General features: G+C 37.4%; 19 protein-coding genes and 1 pseudogene. 15 read left to right on the forward strand and 5 right to left on the reverse strand.

The genetic code is table 11. From position 1 onward, the window contains the following. Positions 1-98: 98 nt before the first annotated feature. Positions 99-1,952, forward strand: a complete 1,854-nt coding sequence (locus SJY24_RS12820; protein ID WP_377864873.1) for a terpene cyclase/mutase family protein — start codon at positions 99-101, stop codon at positions 1,950-1,952. Between the two features lie 73 nt (positions 1,953-2,025). On the opposite strand, the gene SJY24_RS12825 is transcribed toward SJY24_RS12820, so the two are convergent. Then, positions 2,026-2,175, reverse strand: a complete 150-nt coding sequence (locus SJY24_RS12825; protein ID WP_000792006.1) for a YfhD family protein — start codon at positions 2,173-2,175, stop codon at positions 2,026-2,028. Positions 2,176-2,461: 286 nt separating this feature from the next. On the opposite strand from SJY24_RS12825, the gene fabG reads away from it, so the two are divergent. Beyond that, positions 2,462-3,202: a 3-oxoacyl-ACP reductase FabG gene (gene fabG, locus SJY24_RS12830; protein WP_377864874.1), complete on the forward strand. Its 741-nt coding sequence runs from the start codon at positions 2,462-2,464 to the stop codon at positions 3,200-3,202. 50 nt (positions 3,203-3,252) lie between these two features. Here the strand turns inward: fabG and dhaS are convergent, their stop codons facing one another. Further along, positions 3,253-4,737, reverse strand: a complete 1,485-nt coding sequence (gene dhaS, locus SJY24_RS12835; RefSeq protein ID WP_377864875.1) for an aldehyde dehydrogenase DhaS — start codon at positions 4,735-4,737, stop codon at positions 3,253-3,255. Positions 4,738-5,009: 272 nt separating this feature from the next. On the opposite strand from dhaS, the gene SJY24_RS12840 reads away from it, so the two are divergent. From SJY24_RS12840 to SJY24_RS12865, 6 genes are all read left to right on the forward strand, one after another. Further along, entirely contained in the window at positions 5,010-5,288 is a 279-nt protein-coding gene (locus SJY24_RS12840; RefSeq protein ID WP_002014357.1) for a YhdT family protein, read from the forward strand. 3 nt (positions 5,289-5,291) lie between these two features. Beyond that, a complete protein-coding gene (gene panF / locus SJY24_RS12845) occupies positions 5,292-6,731 on the forward strand; it encodes a sodium/pantothenate symporter (protein ID WP_377864876.1) in 1,440 nt (479 codons plus the stop codon). A gap of 116 nt (positions 6,732-6,847) precedes the next feature. Continuing rightward, the gene (locus tag SJY24_RS12850) at positions 6,848-7,780 is read left to right on the forward strand and encodes a nucleoside hydrolase (protein WP_377864877.1); all 933 of its coding nucleotides are present in this window, start codon (positions 6,848-6,850) and stop codon (positions 7,778-7,780) included. Between the two features lie 117 nt (positions 7,781-7,897). Next, positions 7,898-9,007: a serine hydrolase gene (locus tag SJY24_RS12855; RefSeq protein ID WP_098270925.1), complete on the forward strand. Its 1,110-nt coding sequence runs from the start codon at positions 7,898-7,900 to the stop codon at positions 9,005-9,007. 101 nt (positions 9,008-9,108) lie between these two features. Next, positions 9,109-10,617, forward strand: coding sequence for an argininosuccinate lyase (argH, locus tag SJY24_RS12860; protein ID WP_377864878.1), 1,509 nt, complete (start codon positions 9,109-9,111; stop codon positions 10,615-10,617). A 66-nt stretch (positions 10,618-10,683) separates the two neighbouring features. After that, positions 10,684-11,511 (forward strand): GNAT family N-acetyltransferase, encoded by an 828-nt coding sequence (locus tag SJY24_RS12865; protein WP_377867246.1) that lies wholly within the window; start codon positions 10,684-10,686, stop codon positions 11,509-11,511. 35 nt (positions 11,512-11,546) lie between these two features. Here the strand turns inward: SJY24_RS12865 and SJY24_RS12870 are convergent, their stop codons facing one another. Next, positions 11,547-12,296: a (S)-benzoin forming benzil reductase gene (locus SJY24_RS12870; RefSeq protein WP_377864879.1), complete on the reverse strand. Its 750-nt coding sequence runs from the start codon at positions 12,294-12,296 to the stop codon at positions 11,547-11,549. Positions 12,297-12,413: 117 nt separating this feature from the next. On the opposite strand from SJY24_RS12870, the pseudogene SJY24_RS12875 reads away from it, so the two are divergent. Beyond that, a pseudogene (locus SJY24_RS12875) lies at positions 12,414-19,885 on the forward strand (DUF7507 domain-containing protein). A gap of 47 nt (positions 19,886-19,932) precedes the next feature. On the opposite strand, the gene SJY24_RS12880 reads toward SJY24_RS12875, so the two are convergent. Continuing rightward, on the reverse strand, positions 19,933-20,490 hold the full coding sequence (locus SJY24_RS12880; protein ID WP_377864880.1) for a CatB-related O-acetyltransferase: 558 nt from the start codon (positions 20,488-20,490) through the stop codon (positions 19,933-19,935). 139 nt (positions 20,491-20,629) lie between these two features. Between SJY24_RS12880 and SJY24_RS12885 the strand changes: the two genes are divergently transcribed. The 3 genes from SJY24_RS12885 to SJY24_RS12895 all read left to right on the forward strand — a co-directional run bounded on the left by SJY24_RS12885 (position 20,630) and on the right by SJY24_RS12895 (position 22,070). Further along, positions 20,630-20,971 (forward strand): ASCH domain-containing protein, encoded by a 342-nt coding sequence (locus SJY24_RS12885; RefSeq protein WP_377864881.1) that lies wholly within the window; start codon positions 20,630-20,632, stop codon positions 20,969-20,971. Next, positions 20,968-21,363, forward strand: coding sequence for an NUDIX hydrolase (locus SJY24_RS12890; protein ID WP_377864882.1), 396 nt, complete (start codon positions 20,968-20,970; stop codon positions 21,361-21,363). Before SJY24_RS12885 ends, SJY24_RS12890 begins: the two co-directional genes overlap by 4 nt. 86 nt (positions 21,364-21,449) lie before the next feature. Continuing rightward, the gene (locus tag SJY24_RS12895; protein WP_000070943.1) at positions 21,450-22,070 is read left to right on the forward strand and encodes an acetate uptake transporter; all 621 of its coding nucleotides are present in this window, start codon (positions 21,450-21,452) and stop codon (positions 22,068-22,070) included. A 39-nt stretch (positions 22,071-22,109) separates the two neighbouring features. On the opposite strand, the gene SJY24_RS12900 is transcribed toward SJY24_RS12895, so the two are convergent. Continuing rightward, the gene (locus SJY24_RS12900) at positions 22,110-23,207 is read right to left on the reverse strand and encodes a phosphodiester glycosidase family protein (protein ID WP_377864883.1); all 1,098 of its coding nucleotides are present in this window, start codon (positions 23,205-23,207) and stop codon (positions 22,110-22,112) included. Positions 23,208-23,519: 312 nt separating this feature from the next. Between SJY24_RS12900 and SJY24_RS12905 the strand changes: the two genes are divergently transcribed. The 3 genes from SJY24_RS12905 (at position 23,520) to cspB (ending at position 25,298) form a co-directional block, all read left to right on the forward strand. After that, on the forward strand, positions 23,520-23,963 hold the full coding sequence (locus tag SJY24_RS12905) for a flavodoxin (protein ID WP_001062757.1): 444 nt from the start codon (positions 23,520-23,522) through the stop codon (positions 23,961-23,963). Positions 23,964-23,979: 16 nt separating this feature from the next. Continuing rightward, positions 23,980-24,879 carry a WD40/YVTN/BNR-like repeat-containing protein gene (locus SJY24_RS12910; RefSeq protein WP_377864884.1) on the forward strand — a complete coding sequence of 300 codons (900 nt, stop codon included), beginning with the start codon at positions 23,980-23,982 and terminating at the stop codon, positions 24,877-24,879. Positions 24,880-25,097: 218 nt separating this feature from the next. Beyond that, on the forward strand, positions 25,098-25,298 hold the full coding sequence (gene cspB / locus SJY24_RS12915) for a cold shock-like protein CspB (RefSeq protein ID WP_001179147.1): 201 nt from the start codon (positions 25,098-25,100) through the stop codon (positions 25,296-25,298). Positions 25,299-25,471 lie beyond the last annotated feature (173 nt).

Genomic DNA, 25,471 nt, shown 5'->3' on the forward strand with positions numbered 1-25,471 from the left:
AGAATGTGTAATACACGTTCTGCTTTTCTTTGTTTTCATACATATTTAGCTAGCTTTTCGAATATCGTATACGGACTTAGAAAGGGTGGGTGAGCGGTGTGCTACTATATGACAAAGTGCGTGAGGAGATAGAGCGGAGAACGACTGCACTTCAAACGATGCAAAGGCAAGACGGAACGTGGTCATTTTGTTTTGAAGGAGCATTGCTAACGGATTGTCACATGATTTTTTTACTCAAATTATTAGGGCGAAATGACGAAATAGAGCCGTTTGTGAAAAGGTTAGCATCTCTTCAAACAAATGAAGGGACTTGGAAATTATACGAAGATGAAAAGGGAGGGAATTTATCCGCGACGATTCAAGCATATGCTGCTTTACTTGCTTCGGAAAAATATTCGAAAGACGATATGAATATGAGGCGTGCTGAAATGTTTATTAAGGAACACGGAGGAGTTTCTCGTGCCCATTTTATGACGAAATTTTTATTAGCGATTCATGGAGAATATGAATTTCCTGCGCTTTTTCACTTTCCAACACCAATATTATTTTTACAAGATGACTCCCCCCTCAGTATATTTGGGCTAAGCAGCTCAGCACGTATACATTTAATTCCGATGATGATTTGTATGAATAAGAGATTCAGTGTAGAGAAAAAGTTATTGCCAAATTTAAATCATATTGCAGGCGGGGGTGGGCACTGGTTTCGAGAGGAGCGGTCTCCGCTGTTTCAATCGTTTTTAGGTGATGTGAAAAAGGTGATATCTTATCCATTATCGTTACATCATAAAGGATACGAAGAAGTAGAGCGCTTTATGAAGGAGCGTATAGATGAAAATGGAACATTATATAGTTACGCGAGTGCTACGTTTTATATGATTTATGCTTTGCTTGCATTAGGGCACTCTATGCAGTCTCCAATTATTGAGAAAGCTGTGATAGGATTAAAATCTTATATATGGAAGATGGACAGAGGAAGTCATTTGCAAAATTCTCCTTCTACCGTATGGGATACCGCTTTACTTAGCTATTCATTGCAAGAAGCTAATGTAATAAAAGAAAATAAGATGATTCAAAAGGCGACGGAATATTTACTACAAAGACAACAAGCTAAGAAAATGGATTGGAGTGTACACGCACCGTCCATTATAGCTGGCGGCTGGGGATTTTCAGATGTGAATACGACGATCCCTGATGTAGACGATACAACAGCTGCTCTTAGAGCGTTAGCGCGAAGTAGAGGGAATAGTAAAGTAGATGGTGCATGGGATAGAGGCGTCGGATGGATAAAAGGATTGCAAAACAATGATGGAGGCTGGGGAGCTTTTGAACGAGAGGTAACGAGCAAGTTACTAGCGAATTTACCGATTGAAAATGCGAGTGATATGATAACTGATCCGTCTACACCAGATATTACAGGTAGGGTGTTAGAGTTTTTCGGAACGTATGCGCCGAATGAATTGTCTGAAGAGAAAAAAAAGAAAGCAGTCAAATGGTTAATGGATGTACAAGAGTCGAATGGGTCATGGTATGGGAAATGGGGGATATGCTATATATACGGTACATGGGCAGCAATGACAGGCTTACGTGCATTAGGAGTGCCTTCTAATCATCCATCGTTGAAAAAAGCAGCTTCATGGCTCGAGCATTTGCAGCATGAAGACGGAGGGTGGGGAGAATCCTGTCAAAGTAGTGTAGAGAAAAAATTTATTTCTTTACCTTTTAGCACGCCGTCACAAACAGCGTGGGCGCTTGATGCACTCATTTCTTACTATGATCAAGAAACACCAATTATTCGAAAAGGAATTTCATATTTGCTTGCGCAGCCTACTATGAATGAAAAATATCCTACTGGTACAGGGTTACCGGGTGGCTTTTATATTCGGTATCATAGTTACGGACATATATATCCGTTGCTCGCTTTGGCACATTATATAAAAAAATATAAAAAATAAACCGAGAGTAGCTCTCGGTTTATTTTTCGGGTAGTAGGTCCCTGTTGAAAAGAATAAGGAACGTTGTAGTGCCTTATTTTTCTGATGACTGGCGTTTTTGACGTGCATCAGCGGCATTTGCACGTGCGTTTGCTTCTAAGTCATTGTGGTCAGCGAGCTCGCGAGAGAACTCAACATCAATGCCATCAGCAGATTTGTTTCGGTTTACATTTTTGTTTTTCATTCGACACAATCTCCTTGTGTTTTATCCCGCATAAACGGTTAGTAAAACTCCCACCTCAAAATTCAGATGGAACAAAGAAGCTAGGTGGGAGATTAACTGCCCGTAAATGCCCGATTGGTGAGGGCTAATAATCAGCGGGGGATGAACAAAATCCCCACTGATTAAAGTTTCACTTTATGCGGCGTTGCAAAGTTAGTTTGACACAAATAGACTTTTTTATACAAAGAGGATTTGGAAAGCATAGAGCCGAAATATACAGTATAGCTAATAGAAATGGGGGATAGGGATGGACTTGTTAAATGGAAAAACAGCAGTTGTAACAGGTGCTGCGCAGGGAATTGGAAAAGAAATTGCACGAGTTTTTGCAAAACTAGGGGCTAAAGTATTAATTAGTGATGTAAATGAAGAGAAGCTACAAAAAACGACACGTGAGTTATTGGATGAAGGATATGAAGTGAGCTTATATCGATGTGATGTGAGCAATCAAAATGAAGCGAAGTCGTTAATTGAATATGCGGTTCAAAAATTTGGTACACTACATATTTTAGTGAATAACGCTGGGGTTACAAGAGATGCAATGTTACATAAGATGGAGAAGTCTGCTTGGGAGCAAGTATTACAAGTTAATTTAACAGGCGTTTTTTATTGTATGCAGCCAGCACTTCTTTATATGAGGCAGCAAGGATATGGGCGTATTATTAATATATCTTCAATTAGTAGAGAAGGAAACATAGGACAAGCAAATTATGCAGCTACAAAAGCAGGTGTTGTAGGCTTAACAAAAACAGCAGCGAAAGAGGTTGGGAGTTTCGGTATTACTTGTAATGCGATTTGTCCAGGATTTATGGATACAGATATGACAAAAACGATACCAGATAAAGTAAAAGAAAAGATGGTTGGTGCGATTCCGATTGGTAGAATTGGAACGCCAGAAGATATTGCAAATGCTGCAGCCTTTTTAGCATCAGAATACGCTTCCTATATTACAGGAGAAGTGTTAAATGTAAGCGGGGGATTGCAAGTTTAAATGAATACATAATGAAAAGAACCTGACCGGATAGGTCAGGTTCTTTTTCGTTAGTTTAAGTTGAGCCAAACGCTCTTCACTTCTGTATAGTTATTTAATGCGTAAGATCCCATTTCACGGCCAAGGCCGGATTGTTTAAATCCTCCAAATGGAGATGCTGCATCAAAGACGTTATAGCAGTTTACCCATACAGTGCCAGCACGTACTTTACTTGCAACATAGTGTGCTGTTTTAACATTTTCTGTCCACACACCAGCCGCTAAGCCGAATTGTGATTTATTTGCACGTTCAATTACTTCATCAATATCGTTAAAAGGTATTGCAGAAATAACTGGACCGAAAATTTCTTCTTTTGCGATCGTCATTTCGTCATTTACGTCAGCGAATACTGTAGGAGAAACGAAGTAGCCTTGATCGAATGGATTACTTCCTCCGCAAAGTACTTCAGCGCCTTCTTCAATCCCTTTTTCAATGTAGCCCATTACACGTTTTTGTTGTTCTTCGGAAACGAGAGGACCGATTGTAGTTTCTGGACTTAGACCAGCGCCTTGATTTAATTTTTTAGAATAAAGGACGAGATCAGCCATGACATTATCGTACATTTTCTTTGGAACAAATAAGCGTGATCCAGCAGAGCATACTTGTCCTTGGTTAAACATAACACCAGAAAGTGCACCAGGAATCGCGCGAGATAAGTCGGCGTTTGGTAAAATAATGTTCGGTGATTTACCGCCAAGCTCTAAAGTAACACGTTTCAATGATTCAGATGCTTGTCGCATAATTTGTTTACCGACTGGAGTAGAGCCAGTAAATGCAATTTTATCAACGAGTGGATGAGTAACAAGAGCTTGTCCAGCTGATTCACCGAATCCAGGAACGATATTAATAACACCTTTCGGGAATCCAGCTTCTTCAATTAATTCAGCTAAGTATAGAGCGGATAGTGGAGTTTGTTCTGCAGGTTTTAAAACGATTGTACATCCTGTAGCAAGCGCTGCTCCCATTTTCCACATTGCCATAAGAAGTGGGAAGTTCCAAGGAATAATTTGACCGACGACACCAACAGCCTCATGGCGTGTATAGTTAAAGTAATTACCAGAAACAGGAATTGTTTGACCGACGATTTTCGTAGCCCAGCCAGCATAATAGCGCATATGTTCAATTGCAAGTGGTATGTCTGCTGCCATTGTTTCACGGATTGGCTTTCCGTTATCTAATGTTTCGAGCTGTGCAAGCTCTTCTTTATGTTCTTCCATTAAATCAGCTAACTTGTACATAAGACGGCTTCGCTCAGCAGTGCTCATGCGAGACCAAGGACCTTCGTCAAAAGCCATGCGAGCTGCAACAACAGCTTTATGAATATCTTCGCGACCAGCCTCAGAAACGACGGCAAGTGTTTCGCCGGTTGCTGGGTTAGGTGTTTTAAATGTTTTACCGGAAGCGCTTTCAATGAAAGATCCATTCACATATAACTTTTTTGTACCTTGAAGAAACTTTTCTACCTTTTCATGAAGATTTACAGCTAGTTGACTCATTGTATAACCCCCTTGAAAATATAATGTAAACGCAGTACAAGACGGCGTTTATTCCGAAATCAAGGATGTGGGAACTAGATGGAAAGCCTCTAATTTAAATCATAATTAATAAATACTGAAAATTCAAATTTCATTTGTGTTACAATTGTAAAAAATATGTAATGTAAGAAAATCTTCTATATGAATATAAAAAATCCTGCTTGTTTTTGCTTTCTAGTAGGAAAAACTAGAAGAACAGTGGTACAATTATACATCGTGAGAGGGGGGAGAAAATGAAGAATTATCATGATGATCCACGCTTTCGAGTTGCCCATAGAGAAGCGTTAATCGGTCTTGGATTAGCTATTATTAATTTTATAATATGGTATGGATTTGCTTATGGGCTTGGAAGTAAGGATCCGAGTGAATATACATATGTATTAGGTTTTCCAGCGTGGTTTTTTTATAGCTGTATCGTTGGATTTATCGTAATGGTTATTTTGCTTATTTTAGTTGTTCGTTTTTTATTTCAAGATATTTCACTCGATGAGGAAGAAAAAAGTGAGGAATGATAGATGAATTGGTATGTAATAATTCCAATGATAATTTCTTTTATCGTTGTGTTTTTAATCGGTGTATACGCATCAAGACGTGTACAAGCAACCGCTAATAATAAATTTTTACAAGAATATTTTCTTGGTGGACGTGAGCTCGGCGGCTTATTATTAGCTATGACAATGATTGCTACGTACGGTAGTGCAAGTAGCTTTATCGGCGGGCCTGGTATTGCTTACAATATGGGTCTTGGATGGGTGTTGTTATCAGCGATTCAAGTTGTAACAGGATATATCGTTTTAACGGTTATCGGTAAAAAGTTTGCTATTATCGCTAGGAAGATGGAAGCAATTACTCTTATTGATTATTTGAAGGGCAGATACAATAATAAAGCGGTAGTTGTTCTTTCTGCGCTATGTATTATAGTCTTTTTGTTCTCAGCAACAGTAGCCCAGTGGGTTGGCGGCGGACGATTAATTGAGTCACTAACAGGACTTTCTTATACAACGGCACTATTTTTATTTACATTTTCTGTACTAGTGTACGTGCTAATTGGTGGATTTCGTGCAGTTGCTTTATCAGATACGTTATTAGGAATCATTATGTTAGTCGGAACAACAATCATTTTAATTGCTACTGTCATTGCTGGTGGTGGAGTTGAAAAGATTATGCAGGAACTTATTCAAATTAATCCGAATTTAATTACACCATTCGGAGCAGACGGCAGTTTAACGAAATCATATGTGGCATCGTTTTGGATTTTAATTGGAATCGGAGTCGTTGGGTTACCACAAATTAGTGTGCGTGCTATGTCTTATAAAAATTCAAAAGCTATGCATCAAGCGCTTATCATTGGGACGATTGTCGTTGGTACAATTATGATTGGTATGCATTTAACTGGTGTATTTGCACGAGTAGTACTTCCTGGTATAACGGTACCAGATAAAGTGATGCCGCTACTCGCGATGGAAGTGTTACCACCTTGGCTAGCTGGAATTTTCTTAGCTGCACCAATGGCAGCGATAATGTCTACAGTAAACTCATTACTTTTACTTGTAAGTTCGTCAATTATTAAGGACATATATGTGAATTACATAAATAAAGATGCAGCAGATAGTACGATAAAGAAAGGTAGTCTATGGATTACTGGTATCGTAGGATTACTCGTATATGCTGCAGCTATTAAGCCACCAGATTTTTTAATATGGTTAAATTTATTTTCCTTCGGTGGTTTAGAAGCGGCATTCATTTGGCCGATTGTACTAGGTTTATATTGGAGAAAGGGAAATGCAACTGGAGCTCTTGCATCTATTCTAGTTGGAGTAGGCTCCTATATGTTAATTCATCTTTGCTTCCCTAATCCATTTGGTATACATACAGTTGTTTTCCCAATTTGCTTGGCGTTTATCGCTTACATCATTGGAAGTATGAGTACTGTGAAGAAAAACAGTATAAGTTAGAGGAAAAACGTAGTCCATATAGGACTACGTTTTTCTTGTGAATTTGTTCTTTTCTATTCTGTATATCCATGGCTATTCATAAATTAATAACAACTGAGGGGATGGAGTTGAGGTCGATGAAAAAAGTGTTATTTTTGGGAGACCCGGGAATTGATGACTCTTTAGCAATTATGTATGGATTGTTGCATCCTGATATTGATATCGTTGGAGTCGTAACTGGATATGGGAATGTAACGCAGGAAAAGGCGACGAGTAATGCGGCGTATTTATTGCAAATAGCTGGCAGGGAAGATATACCTGTTATTAATGGTGCTAAAATACCTTTGTCTGGTGATTTTGTGACGTATTATCCAGAAATTCACGGCGTAGATGGCTTAGGACCTATTAAACCCCCAAAAGCTTTTTCACCAAATATAAAACCCTTTTGTGCATTTTTCGATATTCTTGAAAAGTATAAAGGAGAATTAATTATTGTTGATGCTGGTAGGTCAACAACATTGGCAACAGCTTTTATTTTAGAAAAACCGATGATGAAGTATGTGAAAGAATATTATATAATGGGCGGTGCGTTCTTAATGCCTGGAAATGTTACACCAGTCGCAGAGGCGAATTTTCATGGTGATCCTATTGCGTCACAATTAGTTATGCAAAATGCGAAAAATGTGACAGTAGTGCCGCTTAACGTTACATCCGAAGCAATTATTACACCAGAGATGGTAAAATATATTACGAAACACTCTAAAACAAGTTTTAATAAGTTAATCGAACCGATATTTACGTATTATTATAAAGCTTATAAAAAGTTAAATCCCAAAATAACAGGTAATCCAGTACATGACGTTGTTACAATGATGGTAGCGGCAAATCCATCTCTTTTAGATTACGTGTATCGCCGTGTTGATGTCGATACGGTTGGAGTTGCAAAAGGAGAAAGTATCGCTGATTTTCGCCCGCAACCTGATGCGAAAGCATTGAAAAATTGGGTGAGAATTGGTTGGTCATTACATTATAAAAAGTTTCTTGAAGATTTTGTGAAAATTATGACGTAGACATAATAGGAACATACAAGTTAAAATAATGGAGATGATTATTTAAATAATCATCTCCATTATTTTGTTTTTAAGAGATAAATAGAGAAGAGTTACACAATAGGAGAGGAATGTTACTTGAAAAAAACTATAGTATGCGCAGTGATTTTGGGTATTTTTGTTTTGCTGATATCGGGTAACTTTTTAGTGAAAAAAGTGTGGAGTTCAAATAATGATGATGCGCAGTACATAGCATCCTTTATTGAAGAACATAAAGATGAAAAAAATAGTGCTCTTCTGGTAAAGAGAAATGATAAAGTTGTGTATTCTGTAAATCCAGATGTTGTATTGCCAGTTGCTAGTACGATGAAGTTAATTGTGGCGCTTGAATATACGAAACAAGTTACAGAGGGGAAAATTGATCCGTCTAGTTTCGTTTCAATTAATGATGTGAATCGTTATTATGTGCCGAGTACAGATGGTGGTGCACAAGATAGATGGCAAAATTATTTGCAAAAAAAAGAAAAGATAACTGAAGGAGCGGTTTCTTTAGAAGAAGTTGCAAAAGGAATGGTTAAGTTTAGTTCTAATGCAAATACTGAATATTTAATGGAGGTATTAGGATTAGACAATATTAATCGAAATTTACAAAGTTTAGCGCTTCCTGCACATCAACCGCTATTTCCGATTGTTTCATCTTTATACATTCCGGGATATTTGCATAAAGAATTACATGTTCCAAAATATAAAATAGAGAAAAAGTTAAAAGAAATGTCTCAAGAGCAATATCGTGAATATGCTATGATTATTCACGAACGCTTAAAAAAGAAGGGGCCATTATTACAGAAGGAAATTCCTCTTTATTTAGAGGAACGATATGATAAAATTTGGTCGGATAGATTGCCGGCTGCTTCCGCTAACGATTATATGGTACTGCTTCAAAAGGCCAATCATCAAGGTGGTCTTACAGAAGCGGAAGAAAAAGTGTGGGCGAATATCGTTGAAACAGATATGAGTGCGAAGAAATATCGTAAAACATTCAGGCATGCCGGGCAAAAGAATGGTTATACACCATGGACGGTAACTAAAGCAGTTTATGCAATGGATAAACGCGGAAACTGTACAGAAATTGTTTTCTTGGCAAATAATTTAAATGAAGATGACAGTGCTGAAATACGTAAACATTTAGCAAATTTACATTTCCAAGTGTTGCAAAGTGATAAGTATGATGCGACTTTTATTAAATAAACTCGGTGCTATAAGCACCGAGTTTATTTTTACGTACAAGCACTTTTTTTCCATCCCTGGGTATGATGGGTAGTAATACTTAGGTGAGAGGGGAAAAGGTGATGAAACAGAGTAAAGAAGAGTTTATAAAGAGTGAAGGCGCTGATTTCCCTGGGAAAACATATGTGGATTGTGTATTACAGCATGTATTTGATTTTCAACGCAATTATTTATTGAAAGATATGTTTCAAGTGCATAGGGCACATATTATTATGTTAACTGAAGAAAAGTTAATGAAAAGAGAAGAAGCGAAAGTTATATTAACAGCACTTAAAAAGGTAGGGGCAATTCCAAAGGATCAGTTGCTATATACAGAGCAACATGAAGATCTTTTTTTCTTAGTTGAACATTTACTTTCTCAAGAAGCAAAGTGTGAATTTGTCAGTAATATGCATATCGGTAGGAGTAGAAATGATATGGGTGTAACGATGTATCGCATGAGTTTGCGGCAATATGTATTACAGTTAATGGAACATCATTTATTGCTGCAAGAAAGTATGCTGGAGCTCGCTGAGGAACATATGGAAACAATTATGCCTGCGTATACACATACACAACCAGCGCAACCAACAACATTTGGTCATTATGTTTTGGCAATTTACGATACGATGCAAAGAGACTTAGAACGAACGAGAAAAGCGTATCATCTTGTAAATCATTCTCCAATGGGGGCAGCTGCCCTTTCTACAACAAGTTTTCCGATTAAGCGAGAACGAGTGGCACAGCTATTGGGATTTACAAATGTAATTGAGAACTCATATGATGCTGTCGCTGGGGCGGATTATTTATTAGAAATTAGTTCGTTGCTAATGGTTATTATGACGAACACAAGTAGATGGATTCATGATTTTTTACTATTAGCGACGAAAGAATATGATGGGATTACTGTAGCAAAGCCATATGTACAAATAAGTAGTATTATGCCGCAAAAACGAAATCCTGTTTCAATTGAACATGCCCGCGCTATTACGAGTAGTGCTTTAGGGGAAGCCTTTACTGTATTTCAAATGATTCATAATACACCATTTGGCGATATTGTCGATACGGAGGATGACTTGCAGCCGTATTTATATAAAGGAATCGAAAAGGCGATTCGTGTTTTTTGTATTATGAACGCAGTTATTCGAACGATGAAAGTAGAAGCGGAAACGTTAAAAAGCCGTTCATATAAACACGCGATTACGATTACAGATTTCGCAGATGTTTTAACAAAAAACTATGAAATACCTTTTCGACATGCACACCATGCAGCAAGTACGATTGCGAATATGTCTATGCAGCAGAAGAAAGAATTACATGAATTACATTTCAAAGAAGTAAATATGTACTTGCAAGAAAAGTTAAGAGTAAATTTATTAGAAGAAGAGTGGAAAGAAATTATATCACCAGAAGCTTTTATTCAAAAAAGAAATGTATATGGTGGTCCGAGTAAAAAAGAGATGGAGCGTATGATTCAAAAACGCAAAGAATCTTTTCGAAAAGAAGCAGAGATATTTGAGAAGGAAAAGAAGAGAGTTTTGCATGCTGAAAATGATTTGAGCACATTAGTTTCAAATATTATTGAATCGTAAAAGAAGGATTTAATGAATTAATCGCCAATACTTAATTAAAATATAAATGGAGAGAAGAGATTGTCGATGATTCATTTGCACGTATATGAAGAAATACTTCGCTTTAAAGAAGATGTTACATCATTTTTAGAAAAGAATGAGCAGGCGAATAATTTAATATTAGGCGTTTTACAAGTTGTTCAAGAACCGATATTTATGGCGGTAGCGAAACGAGGAGAAGAAATTGCAGTTGTATTTCTTCAAACTGTGGAGAAACAAATGATTGTTGCAACTTCTGAAATTGCGGAAGAGGATATAGTGGAACTTGCAAAGGAGTTAACAAAAGTGTATCCGGATATTCCTGGTTTCATTGGTAATAAGAAAGTCATACAGAAGTTAGCTGAAGAGATTGCGATATTAGAACAGAAAAAAATGGTAGTTGGAATGGAGCAAGGTGTATATGAATTAAAACGAGTAAAGAAGTGGAACAAGGATGGGGTTTTTCGTACGATAAATAGTGATGAGCTACCATTAATAGAAAAATGGATATATCAATTTTGCGAAGACGTGAAGTTACCTACTACGAAAGAGGAAGCGAAACAAACCGCGCATACATTAATAACTACCAACCGTTTATTTGGTCTGGAGATTGGCGGGAAATTAGTCTCTGTAGCTGCAAAAACAAGACCAACTACAAATAATATAACAGTTAATTTCGTATATACGCCGAAAGAAGAACGGAAAAAAGGGTACGCATCAAATTGTGTAGCTGCACTTAGTCAACGTATGTTAGATGAAGGTTACAAAACAACGACATTATATACTGACCTGGCAAATCCAATATCGAATAAAATTTATCAAGAAATCGGTTATGAACAGATTATGGAGTCTGTACTTATATTTTTAGAGAAGTAGAATGAAAAGGCACACTAGTATAGCGTGCCTTTTTGTTATTCATCAATTCTAATTACCCCACCTTGCGGGAAGTCCTCTGTTTCTAGTAAGCTACGAATTGCTTTCGCAACATATTCAGGTGACAGTAGCTTTCCTTCTTCTTTTAATGCGATGAAGCGGTCTAAATTTATGAAGTCTTCTTTATTTGTTTCGCGAATTTGTGCTTGCATATTTGTATCAACAACACCAGGTGCAAAAGCGACGATTTTTACTGGATATTCTTTTGCCTCTTCTTCAGTCGCTACGCATTGTGTAAACATATTTACACCAGCTTTCGTTGTACAATAAGCGCCCCAGCCAAAGTAAGGATTTTTTCCTGCACCAGATGAAATGTTAATAACGCGTTTATCTACTTTCCAGTCTTTCGTATGTTTCATGAACGTAGATGTAAGAATCATAGGGGCAAGTAAATTAATGTGAACGTTCGTAATGAATTGGTCGCTTTCTGCTTTTTCAATCGGCTTCATAGGTGCAACTGTACCGGCATTATTAATTAAATGAATAGAAGATACATTGTCTTCTTTAATGGATGAAATGATTTCGTTAAAGTTAGTTTCTAAATGATGTACATCTTGAAGATCTAAGGAATGGAAAATGCAATTGCTGTTATATTGTTCTGCGAGTTTAGTAAGCTCTTTATTTTCTCTTCTAGAAATAGAGATGATACTCGTGTTTTCTTCTAACAATTGCGCGGCGATTGCCTCACCTAAACCTTGTGAAGTTCCTGTTACGATAACGTAGCGCATAGTGTAATAAACTCCTCTCCATATATGTGGAATTTTGTTGGACAACGTACGTTGCATAGTTTGTCTACATTTTATAGTATAGAGCACGTTTTACTAAAAATGAAATGAGATGATTATGTGCCTTTTATGAATCGTTTTACAACAACAGTAACTGGTGCCGTCACGTTCACTGGGAACACGTTGGGACTAAGTCCTACATCACCTGCACCAAACAATAACTTCGGTACGATTGATGTGTTTACAACGATAAATACATCGCTTCAAATACCTGGATTCCCGGCAGGAACAACGAATGACTGGCCATTAAATTCTTCAAGTGCAATTTTGAACCTTCCAGCAGGGAGTAGTGTTTTATACGCAGAACTAGTATGGGCCGGCACATACCGGACCGATACAGAGGATGTTACAGCATTTTTAAATGATAATATTTCATTTACAACACCAGCAGGAACATTTTCTGTTACGCCAGATCCTGCAACGGCGCAGCAAGGTTCAGTTGGGAACCAGTTTTATTATGTTCGCTCTGCTAATGTAACGAATCTTGTTAACGCAGGTGGAGCAGGAACATATACAACGGGTGCGGTACCGGCTACAAGAACTTCTGCTGATCCAACAGTCAGTCGTTCAGCTGGTTGGACGCTTGAGGTAGTTTATCAAAATGCAAGTTTACCTCTTAGGAATTTGTCAGTGTATGCAGGTCAAGAAATTATCGATGCTTCATCGCCACCAGTTGATGCTACTATTTCAGGTTTTGCAACGCCATCTACAGGATCTGTTACAGGAAGAGTACTTGTAACTGCTCAAGAAGGTGATTCTAACATTGTTGGAGACCAACTTCGCTTTGGCCGAACGCTAATGCTACAGTTGCATTATTCGGACCGAGAAACCCCGCAAATAATTTCTTTCAGTCACAAATTTGTAATGACAGCGGGAATTTAGATACAACAGGCACATTTGGAGATTTGAATCAGCCGTTAGGAATCGCTTTAGCCGTTCGAAGACAAGGATGGGATATTACGAATGTAGATGCCTCATCATCATTAGTAAATAATCAAACGTCAGCGACAGTTCGCTTCATTACAAATGGAGATGGATATGCTGCAGCTGGTTTTGGTGTTCAAATTGATGCGACGGGGCCAATTATTAACCCTGTTAAATCGGTTGATAGAACAGTTGCAGGGGTAGGGGATATTCTCACATATACGATTACCGTTCCGAATACAGGAACAGGAAGTGCAGAAAACGTTGTATTACAAGATAATATTCCGAATGGAACAACATTTATAGCTGGTAGTGTAACAGTGGGGGGAATAACACAGCCGAGCGCAAATCCAGCTAGTGGAATAAATTTAGGTACAATCCCAAATAACGCTCAAAGAATTGTTACATTTCAAGTGAGAGTTACGTCATTCCCAAATCCAAATCCAATTTCCAATCGTGCAATGGTGTCGTACCAATTCCGTCCTTTCGTCGGAAGTCCTCCTATCACAAGTACAGCTTCTTCAAATACAGTACAGACGACGGTAAACCGTGCAAATCTTAGTTTGCAAAAATCTGTAGATCTACAGACGGCAACACTTAATGACGTATTAACGTACACAGTGAATGTCACGAACAATGGGAATGTCGCTGCAAATAATGTTATTTTTGTTGATAGTATACCTGCTGGAACAACGTTTGTAACAAATAGTGTTACGGTAAATGGAGTAGTGCGACCAGGAGCGAATCCAGCAAGTAGTATTAATCTTGGAAGTATTAATGCTTCGCAAACGACTGTAGTACGTTTTCAAGTTCGAGTAACATCTAATCCTCTTGTAAATCCAATTCCGAACCGTGCAAGTGCAACGTTTAACTTTATTCCAGTTCCTGGTCAACAACCAGTTTCAGGCCAAGCGACAAGTAATACAGTATTTACTACAATAAATATAGCCGATATAAGAACGAGAAAAACAGTAGATAGAGCTTTTGCGACAATTAATGACGTTCTTACGTATACCGTTACAATTGAAAATACAGGAAATGTACTGGCGACGAACGTTATTTTTCAAGATCCAATCCCAATTGGAACGACGTTTATACCAAATAGTGTAACTGTTGATGGAGTTTCGCAACCTGGGGCAAATCCAGCGACTGGGTTTACGGTAGCGAATATATCTCCAGGTGGGAGTAGAACGGTGACTTTTCAAGTACGAGTTACATCTACCCCATCAGGAGGCACGATTGCGAATCGCGGTAATGTATCTGCTAATTTCGTCGTTATTCCGAATCAACCGCCAGTAACGATTAATAGGCAAACGAATACCGTTGTAACACAAGTTAATACAGGTGGTTTAAATATAATAAAAGAAGTAAATACAGCTCAAGCAGCAGTAGGGGATACTTTAACGTACACGATTGCCGTTCAAAATACAGGTAACGTTCCGTTAACAAATGTATTTTTCCAAGACACTACTTCTTCAGCGGTTTCTTTCGTTGCAAACTCTGTAACAATTAATGGAACACCACAAAGTGGACTAAATCCAAATTCAGGATTTTCTCTTCCGAATATCCCTGCGGCTCAGACAGTTGTAGTTACATTTGAAGTATTAATTGAGCAGGATCCGCCAAATGAAGATATTTTAAATCAAGCAAATGTAACAGCAAGTTTTCAAGTGAATCCGAGTGAACCACCAGTAACAATTAATGTTCCTAGTAACATTGTTAACACAACTGTACAATCAGGGAATTTTGAAGTTGTGAAATCAGTCAATACGGATGTTGCAACGGTAGGTGATGTTTTAGTATATACAATCGAAATCATAAATGCAGGTAGTGTACCAGCGACCAATGTATTTTTCCAAGATTCAATTCCGCAAGGGACATTATTTATTGAAAACAGTGTATTAGTTAATGGTGTTTTACAAGAAGGGGCAGATCCAGAACTTGGATTCCCACTAAATAATTTGCCTACTGGCGCAAGTGTAATTGTTTCGTTTGAAGTATTAATTGATGAAATTCCCCAAGGAAATAATGTCGTAAATAATGCGAATGTCACTGGAGATTTCCTTGTAAATCCAACAGAGCCACCAATTACTGTAACAGTACCAAGTAATACTGTTATGACAGTTGTGAATTCTTCAGGGTTAAATGTAATGAAGAGTGTAAGTGCTAGTGAAGCCGGTGTAGGAGATACGTTAACGTATACAGTTCGTATACAAAATAGTGGAACAGTAGCAGCAACAAATGTATCATTCCTTGATCCGATTCCATCAGGAACAACGTTTGTTGCGAATAGTGTAACAATAAACGGGATATCTCAACCTGGTTTAGATCCGACAACTGGATTTCCACTTGCTAATATTCCGGTAGGTACGATGGTAACAGTTACTTTCCAAGTGTTAATTACAAGTGTACCATCAAATAGAGTTCTTCCGAATAATGCGAATGTCACTGCTGATTTCCAAGTAAGTCCTCTCCAGCCACCAATTACAATTGTAACGATTAGTAATATTGTTGTGACGCGAGTGAATGTAGGATCACTTAATGTAATGAAGAGTGTAAATACACCACAAGCAGGTATAGGAGATACGTTAACGTATACGATTCTTATTCAAAATACAGGAACTGTACCCGCAACAAATATTATTTTTCAAGATCCAATTCCATCTGGAGCTACATTTATAGCGAACAGTGTCACGATAAATGGAGTTGTTCAGCAAGGTGCTAACCCTATGATAGGTTTCTCAGTACCAAATATTCCAGTCGGGCAAACCGCTACAATTACGTTTCAAGTTACAGTGACGAGTGTTCCAAGTGGAGGGAATATAAGAAATCAATCGAACGTTACTGCAAGTTTCCTTATAAATCCGGCAGGACCTCCTATAACGACTGTTACAAATAGTAATTTTGTAGTGACACAAGTAAATACGGCACAGTTAAATATACAAAAATCTTCATCTGTACAACAAGCAGCACTTGGAGAGACTTACACGTATTCTGTTGTCATTCGAAATAATGGCACAGTACTAGCGACGAATGCTTCTTTCATTGATCCGATTGCAACAGAAACAACATTTGTCGCAAATAGTGTAACGATAAATGGAACGCCTCAACCTGGCTTCGACCCAAATGTTGGTTTCCCGCTCCCTAATATCGCAGCTGGAACATCATTGACAGTAACGTTCCAAGTTACGGTAGTTGCACCGTCTACACGTGGAGCAGTATTAAACACAGCATCTGCTACAGCCACTTTCTTATTAAATCCTTTACAACCACCTGTAACAACGACAAATTCAAGTAATACGACGGTAGTTACAATACCATTACCACCTCCTGGTGAGGTGACAGCAACAAAAACAGTAAATGTTGCTGCTGGAGCTGTTGGAGATGTATTAACGTATACCGTTCTAATAACGAATGTAGGAATTATACCTGTTACAGATGTACTCTTCCAAGATGTCATTCCAGAAGGAACAACATTTGTAGCAAATAGTGTAACGATAGGTGGAATACAGCAACTTGGTGTAAATCCTGAAATAGGATTTACAGTTACTCCGTCATTAAATGCTGGTGGAAGTATTACGGTAACATTCCAAGTGACGATTACAGAGATTCCAGATAATGAAGTCATATTAAACGATGCTGACGTTACATTTACTTCACAACCAAATCCGCAGGAACCACCGATTACGCAAACGATATTAACAAATTTAGTCGTTACGACGATTAATATAGCGTCTATTTTCCCATTAAAACTAGTAGATAAAGAGGCAGCGACGGTTGGAGAAATATTAACTTACGATGTACTAATTTTTAACTTTGGAACAGTGCCGGCAACAAATGTTCAATTTCTTGATTCTAGTACGAGTGGTGTAGCATTTGTTCCAGGAAGTGTGAGTATAAACGGAATACCAGAACCTGGATTAGATCCGTTCATAGGCTTTACAGTTCCAAATATACCTGTAGGTGATTTTGTACTTGTCACATACCAAGAGATGATAACGAGCATACCTCAAGGTGGAACAGTTGTTAACTTTGTGGATGTTACGGCTACATTTGCTGTAAGTGAAACAGAGCCGCCTATTACTGAAACAACGACAAGTAACACGACATTAACGAAAATAAATGAATCTGGTTTGAATGTTTTAAAATCAGTAAGTGAGCCGGTTGTTGCAGTAGGAGATACAATCACATATACAACAGTAGTTCAAAATACGGGAACAGTGACAGCGACGAATGCTCAATATAGTGATGTATTACCTTCCTCTATAACATTCATACCGAACAGTGTAACGATAGACGGTGTGTTACAACCTGGATTCAATCCTAATAATGGATTCTCGCTTCCAAATATAAATCCAGGGGAAAGTGTAGAAGTCACATTCCAAGTAACAGTTGTCAGTGTTCCATCAAACGGAACGATTGCCAATACAGCAAATGTGACTGGAAGCTTTATATTAGTACCAGGAGAACCACCAGTTATAGTAAACCAACCAAGCAATACAACACTCACAACTGTAAATAGAGGACGATTTAATGTTATAAAACAGGTGAACAGGGCTGCGACTCTCGTTGGCGATGTATTAACGTATACAGTGCAAATAACGAATACGGGAACAGTAACAGCTAACAATGTTCAGTTTATTGATACAATTTCAGCAGGAGCGTCATTTGTCCCAAATAGTGTAACGGTAAATGGAACTCCGCAACCTGGTTTGAATCCGATTACTGGGTTTGGAATTGGCGATATACTTGTTGGCGATACGACTATAGTGACGTTCCAAGCGACAGTGACAAATATTCCATCTTCAGGAACGATAACGAATGTTGCAAATATAACAGGAAGTTTTACTTTAGTACCAGGAGAACCACCAGTTGTAGTAACAGAGCCGAGTAATACGACAATAACAAGAGTAAATAGAGGGCGATTCAATGTTATAAAAACTGTCAACAAACAGGCGACACGATTAGGAGATACGTTAACGTATAGTGTGCAAGTTACAAATACAGGAACGGTAACAGCGACAAATGTGCAATTTATAGACGTTCCATCACCTAGTTTAGAATTCGTTCCAGGTAGTGTACAGATAAATGGAATTCCGCAAGTAGGTTTAGATCCTTTTGTAGGCTTTTCATTACCGGATCTCCCAGTAGGAGGTAGTGTACTCACAACGTTTGAAGTAACTGTAATCTCAATCCCGCCTTCTAATAGCATTATGAATTCGGCGAGTGTAACGGGTAGTTTTGAACTGATTCCAGGAGAACCACCGTTTACAATTACGAGTTCAAGTAATACGACAGTAACTCCAGTAAATAGAGGTAGTTTAGATATGCTAAAAGAAGTAGATCATCCAATTGTTGGAGTAGGAGAAACGGTAACGTATACTGTTCGTATATTAAATACTGGTACGGCTGATGCGATGAATGTTCAATTTATAGACGTGTTATCTCAGGAAGCTGATTTTGTCCCAAATAGTGTAACGATAAATGGAATACCACAGTCGGGGTTAAATCCACAGATTGGATTTACGATACCAGATATCCCAGTCGGTGAAACGGTGATTGTAACATATGAAGCTACGATTACAAGTTTTCCTGATGGTGGTACGGTAGTGAACGTTGCTGGGGCATTAGCAGAGTATATTTTAGTACCAGGAGAGCCACCAGTTACAGTGATGGACACAAGTAATACAGTTATTGTAACGGTAAATACTGCAATTTTGTTTGTTGCAAAAGGAGCGGATTTTGAAGTAGCAATGGTAGGAGATGTTGTCACTTACGGAATTGCTGTTATAAATGATAGTACAGTTCCTGTGACGAATATTATTTTAACAGACATCATTGACCCAAATACGTTATTTATAAATGGCACGGTAACAGTAAATGATGTACCTCTTCCATTTGCCAATCCGAATACTGGTATCCCTTTAGGTGATTTTCAGCCAAATGATGCAGCAATTATTAATTTCCAAGTTGTAATAACAGGAGGGCAAATAAATAATTTAGTTACAAATACAGCTACAGCAAGTGGGCTTGCAACTGTAAATCCTAATGAGCCGCCAGTAGTAGTTGAAGGCGATAGTAATACAGTTGTTATCCCGTTTATTCCTCAAAATGTTTCAACAACAGTCGTAAAAACGGCAGATCTTCAATCAGCAACGATAGGCGATGTTATTACGTTTACGACAGTTATTACGAATACGGGGGATACAGCGATACAAAATATTCGTTTTCAAGATATGTTAGATAGTAGTTTTCGATTTGTTCCTGGAAGTGTAACTGTTGATAATACGCCAGTGCCAAATGTAAGCCCAGTATCAGGGTTTCTTATAGGAAGTTTAAATCCAGGTGAAGCACGGACAGTTTCGTTCCAAGTAACAGTTCAGAGCGCGCCAAGTGGTTCAGGAAATTATATTAATCAAGCGAGTATTCGCTTCGAACATCAAGTAGGCACAGTATTGCCACCAGTTACACAAATAATAGATAGTAACATAGTTGTCATTCCATTCGTTCCAACGATAGAACAAATTTGTGAAACAAACTTTAATTGTTTAGACAAAATTCCATTTCACTGTTCTCCGTGTAATCAGTTGCGAATAAATAAAAAATAAACACAAGAAGAGCATCCTGAAAGAATAGGATGCTCTTTTTGTTTAGATCAAGTAGCTTCTTCTTCGGGAGAAGTGAAAAATTCGTTGACTTTGTTGGAGAGTAGAAATGGAATAGCTCCTTTTATAACGGAAATGTCCCAGTCCCACCATGCAAGGTTTTCTAGTTTTTCAATGATTTCTTGCGGGAAACGATATCGAACTAGTTTGGCAGGATTACCAGCGACGATTGCATATGGAGGTACGTCTTTTGTAACAACACTCTTGGCCCCGATAATGGCCCCGTTACCAATTGTAACACCAGATAAAATGCAGGTTTGATAACCAATCCATACATCATTGCCGACTACGATATCACCTTTTGAAGAAGGATGACCAGTAATGTGTGCTCCTTCTTCGAAGAGGACATTAAATGGATAAGTTGTTATCCAATCAGCACGATGTTCACCGCCAAGTACGAAAACGACTTCTTCTCCTAATGAACAAAACTTACCTATTTTTAATTTTGTTTCATCATTCCAAGAAAAAATAATAGGGCCTACTTTACTGTAAGTATAATCACCGATATCATATTTATTATATTCAGGTTTTTGATTTAAATATAACATACCAATTTTAGCATCCTCTCTAAAGAAAGTAATGGATATGGAACATTATATGCAAGGTGAAGTAAGGCGAACTATGTTGTATGAAATAGTAATGTGCAAAAATGTTAGTAGGCAAGATGAATAAAAGGGAGTGGAATGTATGAGATACGAAATGGGATTATATAATAAACCTTTTCAGTCGATTCAATCAGGAAAAAAAGTATATGAAGTACGCTTATACGATAAAAAACGTCAACGTATAAAACAAGACGATGAAATTGTATTTACGAACCTTACGACAGCAGAAACGATGGCTGTAAAAGTAACGGAGATAAAACGATACGAAAGCTTTAAAGCAATGTACGAACAAATTGATAAAAAATTATTTGATTGTGAAGAACTTAGTATAAAAGAAATGTTAGAAAGTACATACGAAATATATACGAAAGAACAAGAAAATGAATGGGGAACAGTTGCGATTGGGGTTGAGCTAATAAAGTGAGAAAAAATCGTGGTGCAGCTATTATTGTAGAGGACGGTAAAATCGCTCTTATAAAACGTGTTCGAGAAGGTGAGATGTATTTTGTTTTTCCAGGCGGGGGAATTGAAGAAGGAGAAACACCTGAAGAAGCAACGAAGCGAGAGGTCTATGAAGAATTAGGGGTACATATACAAGTGGAGCATCTGATTGCAAAGGTGGAGTATAAAGGTACGGAGTATTATTATAATGCCCATATTATAGGTGGAGTTTTCGGAAGTGGTAAAGGCGAGGAGTTCGAGCTGAAAGATAGAGGGAGTTATATTCCTTTATGGATGCCGGTAAATGAGTTGCCAAATGTAAATATAAAACCGTATGAAATCGCCCAAAGTATATTCGATTATTATAGGGAATAAGGTCTGATAACATACAAAAAAAACCATTGACATAGCCTTCTGATTTAAGTATTGTATTCGAGTATGTTTATAATCAGGAGGTTTATATGAGCAATCAAACTACTACACATCATGTGAAAATGACAACAGCAGATCCATCTGGAATCGGTCTCTTTGGATTAGCGATGGTAACACTTGTAGCATCGTCTCAAAAGTTAGGCTTAACAGATGGCGTTTCACTTGTATTACCATGGGCAATCTTTTTAGGAGGATTTGCACAAATCTTTGCATGCATTCACGATGCAAAGCACAACAATACGTTCGGTACAACAGCATTTGGTGCGTACGGCCTATTTTGGTTAGGTGTTGGAATGACTTGGTTAATTCAACTCGGAGTATTTGGCGAAAAATTAGCCCAAACTGCAGATTCAAAACAGCTTGGTGTAGCCTTTATCGGATACTTGATTTTCACGATCTTTATGACAATTGGTGCAATGGAAACACATAAAGTATTATTTATGATTTTCGTCCTTATTGATTTCTTATTTATCGGTCTTTCATTAAGTACTTTAGGTGTTATGCCGCACGCAATGCATAATTTAGCAGCGTATTCTGAACTATGTATTTCATTATTATCATTCTATGGTTCAGCAGCAGCTGTGTTAAATACACACTTCGGAAAAGTTGTATTACCAGTTGGAAAACCATTTGGTATTTTTAAAAAGTAATAAAAAAGAACGGATGATTGTATAGTCATCCGTTCTTTTTTATTTATTTATTGCTACAGCAGTAGATCCTGTCATTTCGGAAATCTTTTGAGAGCTTGCTGGGTTGCCATCTATCGTTACATGAACTTGTTGTTTAGGGTTCGTGGTAACAACCCAGGCGTTTGGTAAATAGCGTGATTTATGAGATAAGGTTGAAGGGATGTTTAAAATGTCTCCCATTGCGTACAATGTTGCTGACGAGCCCCCGTCCATTGCCATTGCATTTATGGCCCCTTTTTCATAAAGAATATCTTGGCAGTCTCTTAAAGAAGCTCCGATACTATGAGGTTGCCTTCCATCAATGATGAAAAACATAATTGATCCATCTTTTTTCTGAGCCATAATACTGCGGGGACCATAGCCCCATCCGCCATCATTTGTAATCATTTTTTCGCCATTTACAATTAGTTGAGGCATGAAGCCGGCCGCAGAAACGACATTCTTATTTAACAGTTGATTAGCAGAAAACTCTCCTGAAACCATTTGTCCATATTTTGTAAGCCCACTGACGAGAGTAGGGGTATTAATGTCTTGCGGTGTGTTTATAACTTTCCCGTTTTCAATAACAATACCGATGCCTGTTTTACCACCACCATGACCCGTTTCATCCCAAAATCCACTAGCATTTACAGCAGCAAGTGCATGGTTTCGCTTTGCCATGACATATATTTTTTCTCCAACGTCTTTCCCTTCTGAACCTTGTTGTGTAACGAGCTTTACATTTAATGGATTACTAATAGTCATTAATTTACCTTCAAAAAAATGATCATTGTATTTTTTCTTTATCGTTTCAATCGAAACGTTTAATGGTGCATTTTTTTTTCGCTCTAATTCTTGTTTTGAAAGTTTAGTATTGGCAAAATCGCTATTTTTCCATTTTGGATTTGTAATGGATTGAGAAATATCATTTAACTCGTTATCAGACAGCAATGTAATTTTTGCGTATTGCGGATGTTGAGACGTTAAAATACTTTCCGCTGCGATGACACGTAAATTATGGCCGTATGAAGTGCCAAATAGAATAATGGCACCCACTGTTAATAATAGTGCTGTCAAAAGGGATGATATTTTTAAAAGTCTAATAAAAAATTTTTTCATTATAAAGACTCCTCTTTTTGTAAGATCGAAATTGTTTGTTACCTGAAAATAATGAAATGGGTAAATGGTCTTTCGCATTATATATGCAACATATTAAATGTGAAAGGATGTATATACAATAAGTTGAGAAATCAGATTTGGCAATAGATGAATATGAATGTTAATACTCAAAATGAAAAGGTAATAGTCAGATGTACGATTTCTTTTAACATAAAAAAGGATATAGATCGGATGAAAATAATAATTGAAATTGATTCTCATTATTAATATAATGAGAATGAGAATCATTTATTGTAAGAGGGGGATGCCAAAGTGGCGAAAATTTTAATAGCGTATGCAAGTATGTCAGGGAATACAGAGAGTATTGCTGATTTAATTAAAGTAAGTTTAGATGCCTTTGATCATGAAGTAGTATTACAAGAGATGGAAGGTATGGATGCTGAAGAATTATTAGCTTATGATGGAATCATTTTAGGATCTTATACGTGGGGTGATGGTGAATTACCATTTGAAGCGGAAGATTTCCATGATGAGTTAGAAAATATAGATTTAACGGGTAAAAAAGTGGCTGTTTTTGGATCAGGTGATACGGCGTATGAGCTGTTTTGTGAAGCGGTAACGATATTTGAAGAACGTCTTGTAAAATGCGGGGCAGAACTTGTACAAGAAGGATTGAAAATTGAATTAGCTCCAGAAGATAAAGAAGACGTTGAAAAATGCAGTGATTTTGCAATTGCTTTTGCCGAGAAGTTCTAGGAATGGGAGTGTCAACGTGGAAACAGAGTTCAGTGCAACCGCTATTACAAAGTTAAGAGATGGAAAGCTTTTGTTAGCTACTACATATAATGGTTTATTCATTGAAAAAGATGGAGAATGGAAACAGATTTTAACTGGATTCCAAAAACGAATTCGAGATTTACATAGTGAAGATAACGTAGTTTACGGAGTAGGAGACGCAGGAGTTTTTATTCGTAGTATGAATGGTGGAGAAACGTGGACGATCCAGCGCTTTCCAACGAAAGCAACGAGCTGGAATGTATGTAGTAATGAAAATGGAACAGTAATTGCTCATGGAGATAAAACACTGTATCATTCTAATAATTTTGGTTCCACATGGGAGACTATTCAGCCATTTCTTGATTACGCTAGCGAGGCACCATCTATTCGATCATTATTTTTATATAAACATTACTTATTTATCGGTACGAAAATACATACTAAATATGGTGGTGTTTGGCTGTTTGATTTAGAGACACGTAAATTAAAGCGGATTAAAATAGCGATGAACCAGATGATTTCTGCGTTGACTATACATCATTCCTATTTAGTAGCGGCAAGTGGATCGTGCAGGGGAATTAGTGGGAATATTTCTTTTTGTAAAATAGATGAGAGTATTGAGAATGAAAAAATATGTTGGCATACATGTCAAAGTGAACAAAAAGCGAGTAGCTATTTAGATTTAAGTGTAGATCAACATGTGTTATATACAACGTCAACGCAAAATAAGGCGGGAATTAGCACTGTTTGCCGTGTGCTTCTTGAAGAAGGAATTGTTACAGTATGTGATTCGGTTAAAGGGCATGGTTGGCGCATTGTGAATGAAAAAGAAGACTATGTTGTAGCTGGATCAGGTGAATTAAAAGCGATGCAATGGAAGAAAAAAGCTGTATAGCTTAAAAAGACTTTACTTTTATTATATTGATATGATATAGTTACTTTAAACCATTTTACTTTTAATAATATAGAGATTTAAATGAGCTGTAACTTCCAAGGGGGTAGCAATGTTAAATCTCCTTCGGGGGGTTGCAGTTTTTTAAATTATGACGTATTATTGTAAAGTGGTTGAAAATGAATATGTACATATAGGTACATTGTAGGAGGATTTTTTAAATGCAAAACGGTAAAGTAAAATGGTTTAACGCAGAAAAAGGTTTCGGTTTCATCGAAGTTGAAGGCGGAGAAGACGTATTCGTTCATTTCTCAGCTATCCAAGGCGACGGCTTCAAATCTTTAGAAGAAGGTCAAGAAGTTACTTTCGAAGTAGAACAAGGTAACCGTGGACCTCAAGCTACAAACGTAAACAAGAAGTAATTATGAAAAAAAGAAGGGCTTGCCCTTCTTTTTTTTGCGTTCTTATTGAATATCCTCCAATGTACATATGATAATAAGACTGAATTTTTGTTTTTTTACACGAGGTATTTCATGCATAAAGTGCATTAATAAATAAATACTGAAAATAAAGTATTTGCGTGAAAAGGAATTTA

This window comes from Bacillus sp. R86525 (assembly GCF_042466195.1).
In the GTDB taxonomy this organism is placed as follows: domain Bacteria; phylum Bacillota; class Bacilli; order Bacillales; family Bacillaceae_G; genus Bacillus_A; species Bacillus_A nitratireducens.